Below are 16,412 nucleotides of genomic sequence, written 5' to 3' on the forward strand. Positions count from 1 at the left end.
TTTCCCGTCCTTTTTTAACTTCGGGCAAGTGTTCGCCTGCCCACGCGGCCTTGTAATCAGGACATTTACTGAACACTTTTGTGGTGAGTTTTATGGAGGCACACCCGCATCGATTGCGTAGGTGCGCATTGGGAATATGAGCGAAGCAGAGCGACTGAGGGCGCTGGAAGATACGAACCTGCTCGACAGTGAGCAGGATGAGCGCTTTGACCGGCTGACCCGTCTGGCTGCCAATTCGCTGGAAGTCGAGACCGCGCTGGTTTCACTCATCGATAGTGATCGCCAATGGTTCAAATCATGTCACGGCTTCAACAGCAAGGAGACCAGCCGCGACATCTCCTTCTGCACGCATGCGATTGAGCGGACTGACATCACAGTCGTCCTGGATGCGACGAAAGATCCGCGCTTTGTCTCCAATCCGCTGGTCACGGGTGAGCCTCATATCCGCTTCTATGCCGGCGCGCCGCTCATCACGTCGGACGGGCATGCGCTCGGCACGCTTTGCGTGATCGACTATGAGCCGCGGGAGACCTTTGACCATACGGACCGCGAGATCCTGCGCGACATTGCCGACAGCGTGATTGGCCTCATCGAGAAGGATGAAAAGCTGCGCGAAATGAGCGAGCTTTCCGTCATCAACCGGGAGCTTCAGCACCGCATGGGCAATATGTATGCCCACGTCTCGTCGCTCATCTCCCTGCTCGACAAGGCAGATCTCGAGCATGAGGAATACGTCTCGCGCCTTCGCGAGAAGGTGAATGCGCTTGCCCTCACCCAGTCGCTGATCGCTTCGAGCGGCACCCAATCAGTCTCCATGAGGGAGCTTGCACAAAAGACCCTCGCAGCGTTCGAGGCCGGCGCGGGCGAACCCGTGGTGCAGGTCGTGGCTGAAAGTGATTTCGACATCACGCCGCGCGCGGCCTTTGCGATGTCGCTGATGCTGCACGAGCTTGGCATTAATTCAGTCAAGCATGGCGCCCTCGGCGGTGAAGGTGGCCAGGCCCGTTTCGGCTGGTCGTCCGGCGCTGGTCTCAGCTTTTCCTGGGAAGAGAACCTCGCAACGCCGCGCGTTGATGCGAGCGTCAAGAAAGCCGAAGGCGGCTTCGGCAGCGTCATCCTGAAGCGTATCGCGCCGAAGACGTTTGGCGGCGAAGCCGAAGTCGATATTCAGCCCGGCAGCTACCGCTACACCGTCTCTGCCCTGCCAGAGCGCGTGCTGGCTGTCGAGCAGGCCTGAGCCCCACCCGTTGCCCGCCCCCAAGGCACCTCTTGCCTCAGGCGGGGGGCTTGCGCCAAAAGCATCCCTGAAACACAGCCAGAAGCGGAGCCGCCTGCCATGAGCGAGCACATCAAGACCCACCTTGAGAACTATGTCCTGACCATCACCATCGCCCGCCCGGAGCGCAAGAATGCGCTGACGCAGGCCATGTACGGCGCAATGGCCGACGCGGTGAATGGTGCCAATAGTGACAAGTCCATCCGCGCGATCGTCTTCACTGGCGAAGGCGACATGTTCACCGCAGGCAATGACCTCTCAGACTTCGCCTCCATTGATGAGCGCGAGAGCGGCACGCCGCCCGTCACCCGCTTCCTCAATGCCATCCGCGACGCTGAAAAGCCGCTGATCGCTGCGGTAAACGGCCCGGCCATCGGCGTCGGCCTCACCATGCTGCTCCATTGCGACATCTCCTTTGCCGCCGAGAGCGCCAACTTCCGCGCACCCTTCACCCAGCTTGGCCTCGTGCCAGAGGCGGGCTCCTCGCTCACCCTGCCATCCGTTGTGGGCCGCTCCATGGCCAATGAAGTCCTGCTGGCCGGCCGTATCCTCAGCGCTGATGAAGCCCTCGCCTGCGGCCTTGTCTCCCGCGTGGTGGCAGATAGCGACCTTATGAAAACCGCCATGGACACGGCCAGCAAGATTGCCGCGTCGCCGCCAAATGCGGTCCTGAAATCCAAGGCGCTGATCAACCATTCGCGCGAACAGATCGCCGATCAGATGCAGGCTGAGGGCCGCATTTTTGCCGAGCAGCTCCAGTCCGCCGAGTTTGCCGAAGCCGCTGCCGCCTTCCGCGAAAAGCGCGCACCGGTCTTCAAGGACTAGGCGATTTTCGCCCTCTCAGAGGCTCTGCTCGACAGGGCCTGCAGCAAATTTTTGCAGGCCTCGTCGCGCCCCCTCGCAAGCCCCTGAAAACACACCGGAATACCGGGCGCCGAAACGGCGCCCTCATTTCCCTTTCTGACACAAATCCTCTATAATTTCAGGCAATTGTGACGAATCAGAAAGCGACACGCTCCCATGGCTGAACCGACAGACAACATGCCCGAATATGGCGCCGACTCGATCAAGGTCCTCAAAGGCCTCGAAGCGGTCCGCAAGCGCCCTGGCATGTATATCGGTGACACCGATGACGGGTCCGGCCTTCACCACATGATCTACGAAGTCGTCGACAATGCGATCGACGAAGCCCTTGCCGGCCATGCGGACGAAGTCACCGTCACGCTGCACGCCGATGGCTCTGCCGAGATCACTGACAATGGCCGCGGCATTCCGGTCGAGATGCACAAGACCGAAGGCGTGTCTGCCGCCGAGGTCATCATGACCCAGCTCCATGCGGGCGGTAAGTTCGACCAGAACTCCTACAAGGTGTCTGGCGGCCTTCACGGCGTCGGCGTGTCGGTCGTCAACGCGCTATCGGACTGGCTGGAGCTTCGCATTCACCGCAATGGCAAGGAGCACTTTGTCCGCTTCATTGATGGCGGCGCAGTGGAAGCGCCCCTGAAAGAGGTTGGCACCAGCCCGAACCGCGCCAATGGCAGTGTCCTCACCGGCACGGCCGTGCGCTTCATGGCGAGCCCGGCGACCTTCACCATGACCGAATATGACCGCAAGACGCTGGAGCACCGCCTGCGTGAGCTCGCCTTCCTCAATAGCGGCGTCCGGATCGTCTTCCGTGATGAGCGCGGGCCTGAAGCCTATGAGGCGGTCCTTGAATATGAAGGCGGCGTCAAAGCCTTTGTCGAGCACCTCAACCGCCAGCGCCAGACGCTGATCCCGGACACGATCTATGCAGTCGGCGAGAAGGACGGCATCACGGTGGAGGCAGCGCTTGCCTGGACCGACAGCTATCATGAGCAGGTGCTCTGCTTCACCAACAACATCCCGCAGCGCGATGGCGGCACCCACCTTGCCGGCTTCCGCGGCGCGCTGACCCGCATCATCAACAAGTACGCGTCCGAAACGGGCATCGCAAAAAAGGAAAAGGTCGACATCTCCGGCGATGACGCGCGCGAAGGCCTGACCTGCGTCCTCTCTGTCAAAGTGCCTGACCCGAAATTCTCCTCCCAGACCAAGGACAAGCTCGTCAGCTCTGAAGTGCGCCCCGTGGTCGAGAGCCTGATGGGCGAGAAGCTCTCTGAATGGTTCGAGGAGAACCCGAAGGAAGCGCTCGGCATCATGCAGAAGATCGTCGAGGCCGCTGCCGCGCGTGAGGCCGCCCGCAAGGCGCGTGAGCTGACCCGCCGCAAGACCGCGCTCGACATCACTTCCCTGCCCGGCAAGCTTGCCGACTGTCAGGAAAAGGACCCGTCCAAGTCCGAAATCTTCATCGTCGAGGGTGACTCTGCAGGCGGTTCGGCCAAACAGGGCCGCGACCGCTCCAATCAGGCCATCCTTCCCCTACGCGGCAAGATCCTCAACGTGGAACGCGCCCGCTTCGACAAGATGCTGAGCTCTGACCAGGTCGGCACGCTGATCATGGCGCTCGGCGCCGGCATTGGCCGCGATGAATTCGACATCAACAAGCTGCGCTATCACAAGATCATCATCATGACTGACGCCGACGTCGACGGCGCGCACATCCGCACCCTGCTTCTGACCTTCTTCTATCGTCAGATGCCGGAGATCATCGAAAAGGGCTATCTCTACATCGCCCAGCCGCCGCTTTACAAAGTGAGCCGCGGCCGCTCTGAGCGCTATCTCAAAGACGATATCGAGATGGATAACTATCTCATCGAAGAGGGCACAACCGGCGAGGCGCTGGTCCTGCAGGACGGCACGCAGATCGCAGGCGAAGACCTTCGCGCCAATGTACGCGACGCGGCCGCCTTCAAGACCGCCCTCTGGCGCCTCTCGCTGCGCGCACCGGGCCATATCGTAGAGCAGGCCGCCATTGCAGGCGCGCTCGCCCCTGACGCGGATGAGACGAATGCTCAGAGAACGGCCGAACGCCTCAACCTCATCGCTGAGGAAGGCGAGGACACATGGGAAGGCACGTTCGAGGACGGCAACCTGACCCTCCGCCGTGAAGTGCGCTCGGTTGAAGAGAAAGCCGTACTGGACCGCTCACTGCTCGCCAGCCAGGACGCGATCCGCCTCAACAGCCACGCCCAGCATGTTCGCCACCTCTATGAGAACCCGGCCATCCTGCGCAATGACAAGTCCGGCGAAGTCATCGTTCATGGCCCGGTCGGCCTGTTCGAAGCCGTGCTCGCCTCAGGCCGCAAGGGCCTCAAGATCCAACGCTATAAGGGTCTTGGCGAAATGAACGCCGACCAGCTCTGGGAAACCACGCTCGACGCCAACGCCCGCACCCTGCTCAAGGTAAAAGTCGCCCACGCCGACGACGCCGACGACATGTTCACCCGCCTCATGGGCGACGTCGTCGAACCCCGCCGCGAGTTCATCCAGGAGAATGCGCTGGAAGCTGAGGTGGATGTTTAGGCAATGTCCACTTCGCTGGTCAAAGACATTCAAAAGGATGCAATTAAGGCGGACTCTGACCTCGTCGCACTTCTGCGTAAATGCAAGGTGGTAGCCGCCAATCTAGGCTCAAATGAAGCCTTGAAGTGGATTAACAATGAACTGAATGGCTATACGTCCGTTCCAGAGGAAGAAATCCCGGAATACCGCGAGACGCAGGGAAAGTGGCAATTTTGGAACCCATATAACGGTTGGTGCCCGATAATCTTTCCAGAAGAATTGGCGAAAGTTGCGTGCGAAGCGCGTTTACCCGAGTCAATTTCAACTATCTGGGCCTTAAGCAAAAAGGACCTTACTTCTGCGCTTACGCTCAGTTGCGGGCCGTCGAAGGAAGAAGCGATTCGACGCTTGCTTCGCGCATCAGGTGACTTTTTTGAAACAGAGCTCCGGTTCGTAATTCCCACCAACTTGCCGACCAAGATTGTTGAAGCCGTCAAGAACTTGGTTCTTGATTGGTCCTTGGAGCTTTCCACCGAGGGAGTCATAGATGAAGACAGCGACTTCACCGAGGACAAGGTCGAAAAGGGCACAAGCATCAGCAATCAATACTTCATTCAAAATGTGGGGATGCTCGGGAACGTCGATGGTAGCTCCAATGTGGCAAACACCGTTACTGTTACGCAGAAAATAAACCTGAAGAACGTTTCGAACACCCTTGATCAGATTGAATCCGCCAAAGCCAGTTTGCCGCCGGAACTGATAGCTTCAACCGAAAAGCTTTCAGAGCAAATTCGAGCCGAAATAAAAAAAACTGAACCCGATCAAAGTTTCATTTTCGGAGCGCTTCAGTCGCTTAAAAACATCCTTGAAGGCGCGACAGGAAATTTGGCGGCTCAGGGCGCTTCAGCTTTAATTGCGTCATTGTTGCAGGCGATATAAATCCCATGTGTTAGGCGAGAGGCGGTTGGAAGATACTGTCGAACGCTAATGCTTGGGTGCACTAGGCTGAATGCAGTTCCTGCCATTCAGCCATAGCCAGCCTCTGTCAGTCCGTTGCAGGCGGTCAAGGCTACCGGAGCCACGGCGGACCCGCTTGGCCTTGAGGGACTGAACAGATGGGACAGACGCCCCACCTTTTATTCGAAACGCCGCCCCTCTCCCGATTGCGGGCTTGGAGGGGTCAGTAAAAGGTCCAGTGGACCTTTTACCCCGACAAGGTTCAGGGGTGAGGGCTCCGGCGCCGGAGACGTCCATCGACGTTGCGCCAAGAACTAGCCTTTCGGCCCTCATCCCCGGCCCTTCTCCCGAGGCCGGGAGAAGGGGGCGATAGAGGAACCGCTTTCGAGTCCTCTCAACCGAGGCGATAGTCGCTTGATGAGCGAATACCCATCGACCCGGTGCGCACGGTCGCTTCGTCGACGCGCGAACGCGCCTGAGCAGAAGGCGTGGGAGACGCTTCGCCAGCTGCGTGCGGAAGGCTATGCGGTCAGGCGTCAGGTCAGCATCGAAGGGCTGACCGTCGATTTCGCGATCCGGTCCCTGCGGCTGGTGATCGAAATAGACGGTGCGATCCATGACCTCGAAACTATCCGCCAGAACGATACCGAACGCGATGCCAGGCTTCGCTCGGCCGGTTGGCATGTGATGCGCGTCCCAGCAGAGACTGCGATGAGCGGCGACCATCTTATTGCGGTCGTAAGAGATGAAATCGCCAAACTTCAAAACAGGTGACTTCCCCTCTGCCGGGAAGGATGAGCACTGCAGGCTCCGGCGCTGTAAGGGCTCGGTGCAACGAACGCCGAGCAGCCCTAGGCCATAACGCTCAGGCTCGTCCTTCGACTTCGCTCAGGATGAGCCTCCTGGGACGATAGCGAAGAGGCGCTCATCCTGAGCGAAGTCGAAGGACGCGCGCCGTCACGCGCCATTGCTCCAATCAGGCGTCACCCTCGACGGGCGCCAGCCCGTCTGAGGGTCCATCGCCCCCCGGCCTATTTCGCGCCGCGCTTCAGAAAGAGCACGTATCCCATCTCCGATGCGCTTTTCATGAGCTCTACATTCGCCCAAGCCACCACCTCTGCAAAAGGCCGCTCCTTGAAAGGCCAACGTGTCAGGCCCGAGCTCGTAAGCGCTTCGTCATCGAGCCCTTCGACCAAAGCCCGCCAGCGGCACGCAAGAGCGCGCACCTCCTCTCGGACGCCGTCGGCAGATCCAGGCCAGAGCACATTCTCTCGCGCCAGTTGGCCATCTCCAAAACTCTGGTCGAGTACCGTCTGCCACCAGAAAATGAGATGCCAGGTGATCCAGCCGAGACTGGCTGGCCCGATCTCATAGTCTTCGCGATCCGGCCAGTCGGCGTGCCAGCGACCCGACGCGTCATCACGCCAGACATGCAGGCCCGCTTCGCCTCCCGGACGCCAGAGGCAGTCCTCGGTGGTGAGGGCGTCAAGGTGAAGTTCGGCAAGCCGCCACGCCATGTCATATTGGCGCAGAAGCACCGCTTTGAGGTCACTGGACATGGCCACCACCATAGCGGCTCAACGACCGGGTGGGACGAAAAACCTGCGAAAATCTTGAACCGCCAAAAAACACCGCCCATACACCGCCAGTGCACCGTCACTGCACCGTCCAGACGCTCACGTTTCCCCCACACCATCCGACCGGAAAATCGAGATTGACCCGCCGGGGCTTCCACGCGAGTTTCCGCCTCATGCATCCCTTTCATCTTGCCTTTCCGGTCCACGACCTTTCCGCCGCGCGCAGCTTTTACGGGGAGCTTCTGGGCTGCCCGGAAGGCCGGTCGAGCCCGGAATGGGTCGATTTTGACTTCTATGGCCACCAGATCGTCGCCCATCTCGCCCCAGAGCTGTGCGGAACGGCGCAAACCAATGAGGTGGATGGAAAAGGGGTGCCAGTGCGCCATTTCGGGCTGGTTCTCGACATGGAGAGCTGGGAGGCACTTCGCCAACGCCTTGAAGGCAAAGTGGATTTCCTGATCGAGCCTTATATACGCTTCAAGGGCGAACCGGGCGAGCAGGCGACTATGTTTTTCACCGACCCGTCAGGTAATGCCATAGAAATCAAGGCATTCGCCGATATGTCCCGCCTCTTTGCCAAATAGAGCCAAGCTGAACGCGAGATAACAAGGTCGGCCCGGGAACTGCTCTATTCGCATGTCCGTTTAGATGTTGTGCAGAACGCATCGAAAGGACAAGAAGCCATGAAAAAGCTCATTAAATTCGGCGCTTATGGCGCTGCCGCCGCTGCTTTTGCAGCCACTGCAACCCCAGCCTTTGCTGATCCGCAGCACTGCCCGCCAGGCCACGCTAAAAAGGGTTGGTGCACCCCAGGTGTTGATCGCGGCGACTACCGCGACCGCTGGGATGACCGCCGCGACGAGCAACGCGCCTACCGCGAAGGTTATGAAGAGGGCCGCCGCGACGCCATCCGGTATAATGGCCGCACCTATAGCGATTACCGCGTGATCCGTGACTATGACCGCTATGGCCTGCGCGCCCCGCGCGACGGCTATTACTATGCCGAAGTCGATGGCGACATCGTCATGGTCCAGCTGGCGACTCAGCTTGTGACGCAGCTGCTCAACTAGTCAGCCGCTAGCCAGACAGAAGAGAGCCCCGGCCTTGAAAAGCCGGGGCTTTTTCATGCCGTTCTGACGAGGGGCTAAGGCGCGCCTGCCTCCTGAACCCGCTCTTCGAGGCCTTCGCACTCGGCAGGCTCCAGCATGATGTCGAGCCCGTCCGGGACGGCGCCTTCGGCGGCGAGATACCAGATGGCGCTGCCCCGCTGGCTGTCGCCGTCAACATCTGTCTGTGTGTCGAACATCACGGCCGCTGTGTCATCGATCATGCCGCTGGTCAGGACTGTTGCGAAGGCCGCGTAATAGCCAGCCGCCTCCTGGTGGATGATGCCCCAATTGTCGCCGCTTACCGTGCCGTCATCATTGACCATGACTTCGAGGCCTTCGGTGACGTTCTCGTCGTCACGGAAATAGCAATAGGTGCCGGGTGTCAGTGGCTCAGCATCTGCCAACGGCGAAACGATCTCTGGCAGGGGTTGCTGCTCAATCGGGACTTCATCGCCCGTCATCGGGCCTGCCTCAACAGGCGTGGTCTCGGTCTCTTCGTCAGGCGCATCGCCTCCGCAGGCGGAAAGCGCAAGCGCGCCAGCTAGCAGAAAGTATCTCATCATCCGGACCTCCCGCAGGCCTGATGCCTGCACCTAAGGGAAACGTCTCACCACAGGGTGACCAAGACAAGCCCTAAACCGGACGAGCAGGGGGCGGACATTCTTTCTGCCAAAGAACAGGGCCCCACCGTACCGGCAGGGCCCCGTCTTGAATAATCACGCATTAACAGCGTTCTAGCTGTTCATTTCCGTGCGGATCTTGGTGGCAAGCTCAGCATCGACCTGTGCCAGCTGTACGATCTGCGTGAAGCGCTGCGCGGTCAGGCCTTCAGCCTTGATGGCTGCGATCATGTCGGCTTGTGCTTCGGCCTCGATCTCCTGAGCGGCGGCCTGATCTTCTGCGGCCTGCAGCTTCGGCGTTGCTTCTTCGGCAATCTCTGTCAGCGCACCATTTGCGGCGACAAACTGCTCGATCTCTGCATCGCTGACCGGGTCGATCTCAGGCTGCTGCATCTGCGGCTGGGCCGCTTGCGGCATGCTTTGCTGTGCGACGGCTGCGCCGCCCGCAAGGGTCATGGCTGCTGCGAGCGCGGCGCCAGCACCGAAACGAAATCTGTTGAGAGACATGGAGGTCTCCTTTCCTTGTTTGCGCGGAGGAGCCAATCAGATCGAAAGCGACGGTTCAACCCGTAGGACGCGGATGTGAGCGCTTTGTAATTTAATGGTTTTTCATGAAGGCACTGTCATTTATGACACGCCGACCGCGCGACAGCTGGCGAACGCGCATTGCCCCTGTTCAAACCCCAGCCGGCGCATTATCTCATGGGATAGCACAAGGGCTGCGGCGTTCGAGGAAGCCAGCTGTCCGCCGACCTTACGTTCCGTCAAGGGAGCTGGCGCTGGGACTGGCCGTGGCCTATCCTAACCGGCACCCACCTAGTTACTAGGTCGACGGGACACGAGCGCTAAGACGGCGCATGTGGTCCTTGTGCATTCCTTTTCGCGCGCATCCAGCTTGACAATCAGGCCGCTCCAGCCTGACAGGGCAGGCCATGTCAGCGACCACGCTTCCCCTACTGCTCTGCCTCTTGTCCGCTGTGACAGTCGCGCTTGCCAATTTTGCGGTAAAACGCGGCGGAGACGTGCTCAGCGCGCGTATGGTGCTGTCGATCACCTCGGCACTCTGCGTTCTGCCTTTTGCCTTCTTCGTGCCGTTTCCAGAAGCCGCGCTCTGGCCGGCGATCGCGATGGCGATCGGCGCGCACTGGGTCTACCAGTTCTTCATGATCCGCGCCCTTCACCGGGGCGACCTGTCGCTCGTCTTTCCGGTCATGCGCGGGCTTGCGCCGCTGGCCACCGCGATCATTGCGGTCTTTGCGCTCCAGGAAATGCCGACACTGCTGGGCTGGGCGGGTCTGGCGCTTGCGACACTGGCGCTGATCGTGTTCGCCCTGCCTGCCGGAAAATCTCTGGATCAGGCCTCACTCGACCGGGTCGCGCTGATGTGGGCAGGCCTGACCGCGCTCGGCATCGGGCTCTATTCTGTGACGGACGCTTACGGTGTGCGGCTCGCAGAGAACCGGTTCACCTTCATCGTCTGGCTCTTCATGCTCGACTGGCTCGGCACCACAGCCGTGACCGTCTGGACGCGGCGCGGCGAGCTTTTCAAGCGCCTGCGCCCACAGCTGATTGGCGGCGCTGTCGGCGGGGTCTCATCGGTCATCTCCTATGGCGCAGCGCTGCTCGCCTTTTCGATGACGGACGCGGCCACCGTGACCGCGATGCGCGAAACCTCTGTCGTGTTCGGGGCGATCCTGGGGGCGGTCTTCCTGAAGGAAGGGTTTGGGCCGCGCCGAATCGTGGCGGCCTGCGTCCTCGCAGCGGGCCTCCTCCTGCTTGAGACCAGCCTTTAATCCTCCTTTCGGATATAGCTGCTAGGGGCAGCCTCATGAAACTCGCCCGCCATCTTGCAGGCTACCTGCCGGCCAACCTCGCCAGCGCACTCGCCTCTTTCGGGGCGGTCTATGTCTTCACGCGCCTGCTGGGGCCGGAGGAATATGGCCGCTATGCGCTGATGCTGTCTGTGATGGCGCTGATCCACACGCTGACGCTGGCACCGGGTGAAGCGGCTGCCTATCGCTACACCGCCAAGGCGCGCGCTGAAAGTGAACGGGCACTGGCCGAGCATTTTGCCACGGTCAGGGCGTTGCTGCTGCGTTCACTCCTGCTTGCGGCGCTCGCCATGGTGGCACTTGCGGCGGCCGTTTCGCACATGCCGCGCTACCTGCAGATATTGCCGTGGATCGCGCTCTCCATGCCGATCGGAACACTGGTTCAGGCCACGCTGGAGGCCCATCGCGCGAGCCAGCAGGTTCAGCGATACGTCGCCGTATATTCGTTCAAGCTGCTTGGCGGATTTGCGATCGGGGCCGTGATCGCCTGGCTGACGGATGCTGGAGCCGCAGCCCCATTCATGGGTCTGGTGGTGGCCGGTCTCATCGTCGGTATTCCTCAACTCTTCTGGCTACAGAAGCAGGCGAAGGGCGCTTCTCCGCGCGCCGACAAGATTCGCGCCTATTACGCTTATGGATTGCCGATTGCGGCAGCCCTGTCGCTCGACCTGTTACTGTCCGTTGCAGACCGCTTTCTCATCTCACTCTTCATCGGGGAGGCCGCTGTCGGGGCGTATGCGGCGGGCTATGGCGTCGCGGACAAGACCATCCTGCTGCTCTGTGCCTGGGCGGCCATGGCAGGTCAGCCATTGGTCCTCGCTGCCTTTGAAGAAGAAGGCCCTGAGGCCGCGCGTCGTGAGGCAAGCGGTCTGGTCTCCACCATGATGCTCATCGGACTGCCTGCCGCCATGGGTCTGGCGCTTGTCGCAGAGCCACTCTCCGAAGCGCTGATCGGCGAGGACCTTCGGGAACAGGCGGCGCGGATCATTCCGTGGATCGCCTTTGCCGGCCTGATGAACGGCCTCCTGATGCATTATTACGTCGAAGCGTTTCAGCTCGCGCAGAAGACGGGCGAGCAGGCGCTGCTCATGTTGATCCCGGCTGGCGTGAACATCGTCGCCAATCTGATCCTGATCCCGCAATTCGGCATTATCGGCGCCGTTGCGGCCACGATTGCGAGCTATGTGATTGGCATTCTGGTGATTGCCGGGCGCGGCAGGCGTTACATCGCTTTCCCGTTCCCGGTTCTGCCAGTCCTCAAAATCCTTGTCGCCTCTCTCGCCATGTGGCCCGCCATCGCGATTATTCCCGAGTTTGGCGGGTGGCCGGAGCTCATTGCGAAAGCCATTGCGGGCGCCATCGTCTATGCGGCAGCAGCGCTTGCGATTGATGCTGGAGGTGCCCGGTCATTCGTGCAAGACAGGCTCAACGCATCCACCGAGCCCCCAGCTACGTAACAGGCTTCATGACAGACAAAAGCTCCGACCTGGACACTGCCGCCAACAAAGCCAACCAGATCTGGGGTGAACTGCTGCCCGTGATCGCTTTTGTGGCGGTCTACAATCTGATCCGGTTGCTCGGCATCGACATCGAGACCTCGATCGGCGGCGTCAATATGGCCATCAACTCCGATACGGCGCTTTACTGGGCGACCGGCGTGCTGATCGTCCTGACGGTCGGGTTTATCGCCCGCAGGCTGATGACCGGCGGGCGCGTGCCGCTGTTCACACTGCTCAGCGCTGGGATCGTCGGGTCATTCGGGATCATCGGCATCGTTCTGCAGGACAAGGGCTTCATCTATGCGAAGCCGACCATCCAGCAGCTGATCCTGGCCGCCTTCATCTTCGGCTCGCTCGCCTTCGGCACGAATATCTGGAAAGTGATGTTCAAGACTGTGTTCGACCTGCCAGACCATGCCTGGACACAGCTTGCCATCCGTTGGGGCGGTTATTTTGTCTTCATGGCGGCCGCGAATGAATTCGTGTGGCGCTATTTCGTGCCGCCGCTGGAAGAGCCGCTCTATATTGCAGGCCTGCTCTGGGCCCCGGCTGGGGAGTATGACTTCCTCGGGATCACATTCGGCGCGCGCAATTTCGAGGATGCCTGGGCGACCTGGTGGAAGCTTGGCACCTGGGTCATCACGCTGGCCTTCGGCGCGGCGAATGTCCCCTATACGATGAAGCATCTTCGCGACGGTGATGATAACGACGCCAAGGGCGAAAGCGAAGCTAGCGCGTAACCTTGTCGGTATTGGGCGGGTTGCCATAGGGCACGAAATCCGCCTTGCCGCGCGTTTCAGCATAGTGTGTCAGAGCCCAGACGACTGTCGGGAAAGCAAGCTCTGACCAGGGAATATCCTTCCAGTCGAAAAGCTGCACATCGATGCTCTCCGGGCCAGCCTTGAAGTCTGACACGAGACGGGCGCGGAACATAACCTGCACCTGCCCGATGCGCGGAATGGAATAGGTCGCCAGCATACGGTCGATGTCGATGGTCGCGCAGGCTTCCTCACGGGCCTCTCGCTGGGCGGCCTCCTCGATCGTTTCGCCAAGCTCCATATATCCGGCTGGCAACGTCCAGAAGCCCTTGCGCGGTTCGATGGCCCGCTTGCAGAGCAGGATCTGGTCGCCCTTGGTCACAACCGATCCGGCCACGATGCGTGGATTGCGGTAATCGACGAAGCCGCAGGTCTGGCAGATCCGGCGTTCGCGGTCATCGCCGTCTGGAACGCCAAGCTCAAAATTCTCGTCCACTGTTTGTGTCATCAGCCTGTTATTGTGTTGGTTTATTGCGGATTCACATTGATCCGCACACGGTTTGTTTCCAGATACTGTCTGGTAACGCCCTACGCAAAGTGAACTGCAAGGATAGATCGAGATGGCTGACCAACAAGACACGCAGAGCTTTGATCTGTCCAAATCCACCAGCCATTTGCTGCACCGGGCGCAACAGGCTGCGGTCAATCTTTCAACTGAGGCGCTGTCCTCTCAGGGCCTGACCCTTCGCCAGTTTGCGGTTCTGGCCGCGCTTGCCGCTGAAGAAGGCCAGAGCCAGTCGAGCCTTGTCGACCGCACGGGCATCGACCGCTCCACGCTGGCCGAGATGGTCCGCCGCATGGAAGCCTCGGGCTATATCGAGCGCACCACATCTCCAGAAGATGCCCGTGCCAAGGCGGTCTCTCTCCTCACGAAAGGACGCGAAGTCTATGAGGCGGCGCTGCCCGGCGTCGAAGCGGCAGACAAGGCGCTGCTCGCCATGATCCGCTCCAACCGCCGCGCAGGCTTCATCCTGTCGCTTGCGGCTATCGGCGCACCGGAAGAAGAGCCAGAGATCGAAGAAGTGGTGGCCGAAGACGCTGCCGATGCTGACGCCGACACGTCCAAGAAGGAAAAGCCGAAGAAGTCCAAGAAGGACAAAGCGGCGAAGGCGGACAAATCGAAGTCCGACAAGAAGAAGAAAAAGAAAAAGAAGAAGTAGGCGCGGCCTAGCCGCCGAGCGCTTCTGCGACCTGCTGGCTACGCTCGACGTCCAGCGGGCCGCGCACATGCAGGATGATCTGCCCATCTTCGCTGATCACGAAGGTCTCGGGCACGCCTGTGAGGCCAAAGTCGAGACCGCCCTGCCCTGACGGGTCGACGCCGATCTGCTCAAACGGGTTTCCAAGCTCTTCCAGGAAAGCGCGCGTTGCTTCAGGCGCATCCTTATAGGCAAGGCCGTAGACCTGCCCGGGAAACTCTTCAGCGAGCGACGTGATGTCGCCATGCTCAGCCCGGCAGGGCGCGCACCAGCTGGCAAACAAATTCACCATGACCGGGCCATCACCTGGCGGCGTGGCGAAGCTGATCTCCTGCTCTGGCGCATCCAGCAATGGGAAAGCGCGCTCAGGGGCGCTGCGGTCGGCCTTGGCGACAAAGCTCTCATCATCTGGCTGCATCAATTGGTAGGCGCCAAGCACGCCCAGCCCCAGCAGGAGCGCAACCGGAATGACGAGCAGCCAGCGTTTCATCAGCCCTGCTCCCGTTCGGCCTGCAGACGGTCCAGACGGCGCTTGGCCATCCGCGCGCGGATGAGCGCATAGACAAACAGCCCCACCGGCACGACCGCGCCGATTGCGTAGATGGTCCAGATGAAGGCCGCGTTCTGCTCAAAGACTGGAAGCATGGATCAGGACCCCGACAGCTTGCGTGCGATGAGAACGTCGCCGCGGCGGCCCCAGACCTCAGCGCGCATCAACATCATAGTGAGGCCTGCAAAGAAGATCATGTGCGCCAGCCCGCCAATCAGGAGCGGTGTCAGATAGACTGGCGGCATGGCCGGTCCATCGAGGCGCAGCACGCTCGCGTCCTGATGGATGGACGACCAGATATCGACCGAGAACTTGATAAGCGGCACGTTGACGGCGCCGACCATGGCGAGGATTGCGCCGGCGCGCGCGGCCTTCTGGCGCGTCTCCATGGCTGCACGCAGTGCCATATAGCCAAGGAACAGGAAGAACATCACCAGCACCGACATCATGCGGGCATCATCCCAGAGCCACCATGTGCCCCAGGTCGGCTTGCCCCAGATGCTTCCTGTTGCGAGGCACATCGCCGTATAGGCAGCGCCCAGCGGGGCGATGGATTTGGCCGCCATGTCGGCGAGTTCATGTCGCCAGACGAACCAGATCAGGCTGGTCGCGGCGAGGCCCATATAGCTTGCCATGGCGAGCCAGGCGGATGGGACATGGACGAACATGGCGCGCATGATGTCGCCGCCCTGATAATCATCCTGTGGCACGACCCAGAGGCCCTGCCAGACGCTCCACACCATCAGCAGCGCGCCAACGCCCAGACAGGCAGGCGCGAGCCAGCGCGAAAGCGCCATGAAACGATGCGGATTGGCAAAAGCCCTGATCATGGCTCCCCCTGATAAAGGTCTCTCAATCGACCGCCAAGCGCAGTGCCGCAGATGCGGCGAAAGGTGCAATCGAGAGCGCAAATAGCGTTGTCGCGCCGAGGAAAAGCAGGCTCGGCCCGCCCGGCCCTTCAATTGTCGCGAGCGCCCCGAAGATCGCCGTCGGCACGAAGAGCGGCAGCGCAAGCAGCGAAATGAGAAGCCCGCCGCGTGCGACGCTCGCAGCCAGGGCCCCCGCAACGCCGCCCCATAGGAAAAAGGCCAGACCGCCAAGCCCATAGGCCAGCATGGCAGGCACAAGCGCGCCCGGGTCGACCTGAAGTGCGATACCGATGGGCGGGGTCAGCAGGACGAGCGGCAGACCGGATACCAGCCAGTGCGCAATGATCTTTGCTGCGGCGACGAGAAAGAGCGGCGTCTCCTCCTGCGCCCAAAGTTCCAGCACGCCGTCTTCAAGATCGGCCTGAAAGACCCGCTCCATCGAAACGAGAGAAGCAAGCGCAAGCGCGACCCAGAGAATGCCGGTGCCGATGGAGGACAGCTGGCTGGACTCGCTGCCCACTGTGAAGGGCACCAGCATGGCGGCGCCAGCGAAGAAGCCGATGGGGAGCAGCACGCCTGCCCCGCCCGCCCACGCCTCACCAAGCGCCTGACGAAAAGCGGCTCGAAGGGGAGATTGGGCGGTCATTGGTGCAGCTCTCTTTCACCTCCCCCGCGCGCGGGGG

19 protein-coding genes and 1 other RNA gene are annotated in these 16,412 nt (G+C 60.8%); 12 read left to right on the plus strand and 8 right to left on the minus strand.

What is annotated here, in order from left to right; all coding sequences use genetic code 11:
* The first annotated feature begins 136 nt into the window (after positions 1-136).
* The 5 genes from D1222_RS04140 (at position 137) to D1222_RS04160 (ending at position 6,430) form a co-directional block, all read left to right on the plus strand.
* On the plus strand, positions 137-1,237 hold the full coding sequence (locus D1222_RS04140; RefSeq protein ID WP_147371814.1) for a sensor histidine kinase: 1,101 nt from the start codon (positions 137-139) through the stop codon (positions 1,235-1,237).
* 99 nt (positions 1,238-1,336) lie between these two features.
* Entirely contained in the window at positions 1,337-2,101 is a 765-nt protein-coding gene (locus tag D1222_RS04145) for an enoyl-CoA hydratase (RefSeq protein ID WP_119452945.1), read from the plus strand.
* A gap of 195 nt (positions 2,102-2,296) precedes the next feature.
* Positions 2,297-4,720, plus strand: a complete 2,424-nt coding sequence (gyrB, locus tag D1222_RS04150) for a DNA topoisomerase (ATP-hydrolyzing) subunit B (RefSeq protein ID WP_119452946.1) — start codon at positions 2,297-2,299, stop codon at positions 4,718-4,720.
* A 3-nt stretch (positions 4,721-4,723) separates the two neighbouring features.
* Entirely contained in the window at positions 4,724-5,638 is a 915-nt protein-coding gene (locus tag D1222_RS04155) for an AbiTii domain-containing protein (protein WP_119452947.1), read from the plus strand.
* A 435-nt stretch (positions 5,639-6,073) separates the two neighbouring features.
* A complete protein-coding gene (locus D1222_RS04160; RefSeq protein ID WP_119452948.1) occupies positions 6,074-6,430 on the plus strand; it encodes an endonuclease domain-containing protein in 357 nt (118 codons plus the stop codon).
* Positions 6,431-6,687: 257 nt separating this feature from the next.
* Here the strand turns inward: D1222_RS04160 and D1222_RS04165 are convergent, their stop codons facing one another.
* Entirely contained in the window at positions 6,688-7,215 is a 528-nt protein-coding gene (locus tag D1222_RS04165) for a DinB family protein (RefSeq protein WP_119453723.1), read from the minus strand.
* 191 nt (positions 7,216-7,406) lie between these two features.
* Here D1222_RS04165 and D1222_RS04170 point away from each other — a divergent pair, with 191 nt between their 5' ends.
* Together D1222_RS04170 and D1222_RS04175 are read left to right on the plus strand one after the other, a co-directional pair.
* Positions 7,407-7,817 carry a VOC family protein gene (locus tag D1222_RS04170; protein WP_119453724.1) on the plus strand — a complete coding sequence of 137 codons (411 nt, stop codon included), beginning with the start codon at positions 7,407-7,409 and terminating at the stop codon, positions 7,815-7,817.
* Positions 7,818-7,916: 99 nt separating this feature from the next.
* Positions 7,917-8,303 carry an RcnB family protein gene (locus tag D1222_RS04175; protein ID WP_119452949.1) on the plus strand — a complete coding sequence of 129 codons (387 nt, stop codon included), beginning with the start codon at positions 7,917-7,919 and terminating at the stop codon, positions 8,301-8,303.
* Between the two features lie 74 nt (positions 8,304-8,377).
* Here the strand turns inward: D1222_RS04175 and D1222_RS04180 are convergent, their stop codons facing one another.
* Both D1222_RS04180 and D1222_RS04185 read right to left on the minus strand, forming a co-directional pair.
* Positions 8,378-8,905 carry a hypothetical protein gene (locus D1222_RS04180; RefSeq protein WP_119452950.1) on the minus strand — a complete coding sequence of 176 codons (528 nt, stop codon included), beginning with the start codon at positions 8,903-8,905 and terminating at the stop codon, positions 8,378-8,380.
* 171 nt (positions 8,906-9,076) lie between these two features.
* Positions 9,077-9,469, minus strand: a complete 393-nt coding sequence (locus tag D1222_RS04185; RefSeq protein ID WP_119452951.1) for a DUF4168 domain-containing protein — start codon at positions 9,467-9,469, stop codon at positions 9,077-9,079.
* Positions 9,470-9,675: 206 nt separating this feature from the next.
* Here D1222_RS04185 and ssrS point away from each other — a divergent pair.
* The 4 genes from ssrS (at position 9,676) to D1222_RS04205 (ending at position 13,033) form a co-directional block, all read left to right on the plus strand.
* A non-coding RNA gene (gene ssrS / locus D1222_RS04190) (6S RNA) lies at positions 9,676-9,832 on the plus strand.
* A gap of 62 nt (positions 9,833-9,894) precedes the next feature.
* Complete coding sequence (locus tag D1222_RS04195; RefSeq protein WP_119452952.1) at positions 9,895-10,755, plus strand: DMT family transporter; 861 nt, start codon at positions 9,895-9,897, stop codon at positions 10,753-10,755.
* Positions 10,756-10,790: 35 nt separating this feature from the next.
* Positions 10,791-12,251: a lipopolysaccharide biosynthesis protein gene (locus D1222_RS04200; RefSeq protein WP_119452953.1), complete on the plus strand. Its 1,461-nt coding sequence runs from the start codon at positions 10,791-10,793 to the stop codon at positions 12,249-12,251.
* An 8-nt stretch (positions 12,252-12,259) separates the two neighbouring features.
* A complete protein-coding gene (locus D1222_RS04205; RefSeq protein ID WP_119452954.1) occupies positions 12,260-13,033 on the plus strand; it encodes an inner membrane-spanning protein YciB in 774 nt (257 codons plus the stop codon).
* Here the strand turns inward: D1222_RS04205 and D1222_RS04210 are convergent.
* Positions 13,023-13,559 (minus strand): NUDIX hydrolase, encoded by a 537-nt coding sequence (locus D1222_RS04210; protein WP_119452955.1) that lies wholly within the window; start codon positions 13,557-13,559, stop codon positions 13,023-13,025. The genes D1222_RS04205 and D1222_RS04210 overlap by 11 nt on opposite strands.
* Before the next feature lie 112 nt (positions 13,560-13,671).
* On the opposite strand from D1222_RS04210, the gene D1222_RS04215 reads away from it, so the two are divergent.
* Positions 13,672-14,271 carry a MarR family winged helix-turn-helix transcriptional regulator gene (locus tag D1222_RS04215; RefSeq protein WP_119452956.1) on the plus strand — a complete coding sequence of 200 codons (600 nt, stop codon included), beginning with the start codon at positions 13,672-13,674 and terminating at the stop codon, positions 14,269-14,271.
* Between the two features lie 7 nt (positions 14,272-14,278).
* Here the strand turns inward: D1222_RS04215 and D1222_RS04220 are convergent, their stop codons facing one another.
* The 4 genes from D1222_RS04220 to D1222_RS04235 are packed head-to-tail and all read right to left on the minus strand — an operon-like array spanning position 14,279 to position 16,375.
* Entirely contained in the window at positions 14,279-14,800 is a 522-nt protein-coding gene (locus D1222_RS04220) for a redoxin family protein (RefSeq protein WP_119452957.1), read from the minus strand.
* Entirely contained in the window at positions 14,800-14,955 is a 156-nt protein-coding gene (locus tag D1222_RS04225; RefSeq protein WP_119452958.1) for a heme exporter protein CcmD, read from the minus strand. Before D1222_RS04225 ends, D1222_RS04220 begins: the two co-directional genes overlap by 1 nt.
* A 3-nt stretch (positions 14,956-14,958) precedes the next feature.
* Positions 14,959-15,690: a heme ABC transporter permease CcmC gene (gene ccmC / locus D1222_RS04230; RefSeq protein WP_119452959.1), complete on the minus strand. Its 732-nt coding sequence runs from the start codon at positions 15,688-15,690 to the stop codon at positions 14,959-14,961.
* A 22-nt stretch (positions 15,691-15,712) separates the two neighbouring features.
* Positions 15,713-16,375 (minus strand): heme exporter protein CcmB, encoded by a 663-nt coding sequence (locus tag D1222_RS04235; protein WP_119452960.1) that lies wholly within the window; start codon positions 16,373-16,375, stop codon positions 15,713-15,715.
* Positions 16,376-16,412: the final 37 nt, after the last annotated feature.

The organism is Henriciella algicola, from assembly GCF_003576245.1.
GTDB classification, from domain to species: Bacteria; Pseudomonadota; Alphaproteobacteria; order Caulobacterales; family Hyphomonadaceae; genus Henriciella; species Henriciella algicola.

Excerpts from the sequence above, each read along its gene's own strand:
- gyrB (WP_119452946.1), top strand. The coding sequence starts at position 2,297 with ATGGCTGAACCGACAGACAACATGCCCGAATATGGCGCCGACTCGATC.
- D1222_RS04200 (WP_119452953.1), top strand. The coding sequence starts at position 10,791 with ATGAAACTCGCCCGCCATCTTGCAGGCTACCTGCCGGCCAACCTCGCC.
- D1222_RS04220 (WP_119452957.1), bottom strand. The coding sequence starts at position 14,800 with ATGAAACGCTGGCTGCTCGTCATTCCGGTTGCGCTCCTGCTGGGGCTG.
- D1222_RS04165 (WP_119453723.1), bottom strand. The coding sequence starts at position 7,215 with ATGTCCAGTGACCTCAAAGCGGTGCTTCTGCGCCAATATGACATGGCG.
- D1222_RS04180 (WP_119452950.1), bottom strand. The coding sequence starts at position 8,905 with ATGATGAGATACTTTCTGCTAGCTGGCGCGCTTGCGCTTTCCGCCTGC.
- D1222_RS04205 (WP_119452954.1), top strand. The coding sequence starts at position 12,260 with ATGACAGACAAAAGCTCCGACCTGGACACTGCCGCCAACAAAGCCAAC.
- D1222_RS04210 (WP_119452955.1), bottom strand. The coding sequence starts at position 13,559 with ATGACACAAACAGTGGACGAGAATTTTGAGCTTGGCGTTCCAGACGGC.
- D1222_RS04215 (WP_119452956.1), top strand. The coding sequence starts at position 13,672 with ATGGCTGACCAACAAGACACGCAGAGCTTTGATCTGTCCAAATCCACC.
- ccmC (WP_119452959.1), bottom strand. The coding sequence starts at position 15,690 with ATGATCAGGGCTTTTGCCAATCCGCATCGTTTCATGGCGCTTTCGCGC.
- D1222_RS04225 (WP_119452958.1), bottom strand. The coding sequence starts at position 14,955 with ATGCTTCCAGTCTTTGAGCAGAACGCGGCCTTCATCTGGACCATCTAC.
- D1222_RS04235 (WP_119452960.1), bottom strand. The coding sequence starts at position 16,375 with ATGACCGCCCAATCTCCCCTTCGAGCCGCTTTTCGTCAGGCGCTTGGT.
- D1222_RS04170 (WP_119453724.1), top strand. The coding sequence starts at position 7,407 with ATGCATCCCTTTCATCTTGCCTTTCCGGTCCACGACCTTTCCGCCGCG.
- D1222_RS04175 (WP_119452949.1), top strand. The coding sequence starts at position 7,917 with ATGAAAAAGCTCATTAAATTCGGCGCTTATGGCGCTGCCGCCGCTGCT.
- D1222_RS04155 (WP_119452947.1), top strand. The coding sequence starts at position 4,724 with ATGTCCACTTCGCTGGTCAAAGACATTCAAAAGGATGCAATTAAGGCG.
- D1222_RS04140 (WP_147371814.1), top strand. The coding sequence starts at position 137 with ATGAGCGAAGCAGAGCGACTGAGGGCGCTGGAAGATACGAACCTGCTC.
- D1222_RS04160 (WP_119452948.1), top strand. The coding sequence starts at position 6,074 with ATGAGCGAATACCCATCGACCCGGTGCGCACGGTCGCTTCGTCGACGC.
- D1222_RS04185 (WP_119452951.1), bottom strand. The coding sequence starts at position 9,469 with ATGTCTCTCAACAGATTTCGTTTCGGTGCTGGCGCCGCGCTCGCAGCA.
- D1222_RS04145 (WP_119452945.1), top strand. The coding sequence starts at position 1,337 with ATGAGCGAGCACATCAAGACCCACCTTGAGAACTATGTCCTGACCATC.
- D1222_RS04195 (WP_119452952.1), top strand. The coding sequence starts at position 9,895 with ATGTCAGCGACCACGCTTCCCCTACTGCTCTGCCTCTTGTCCGCTGTG.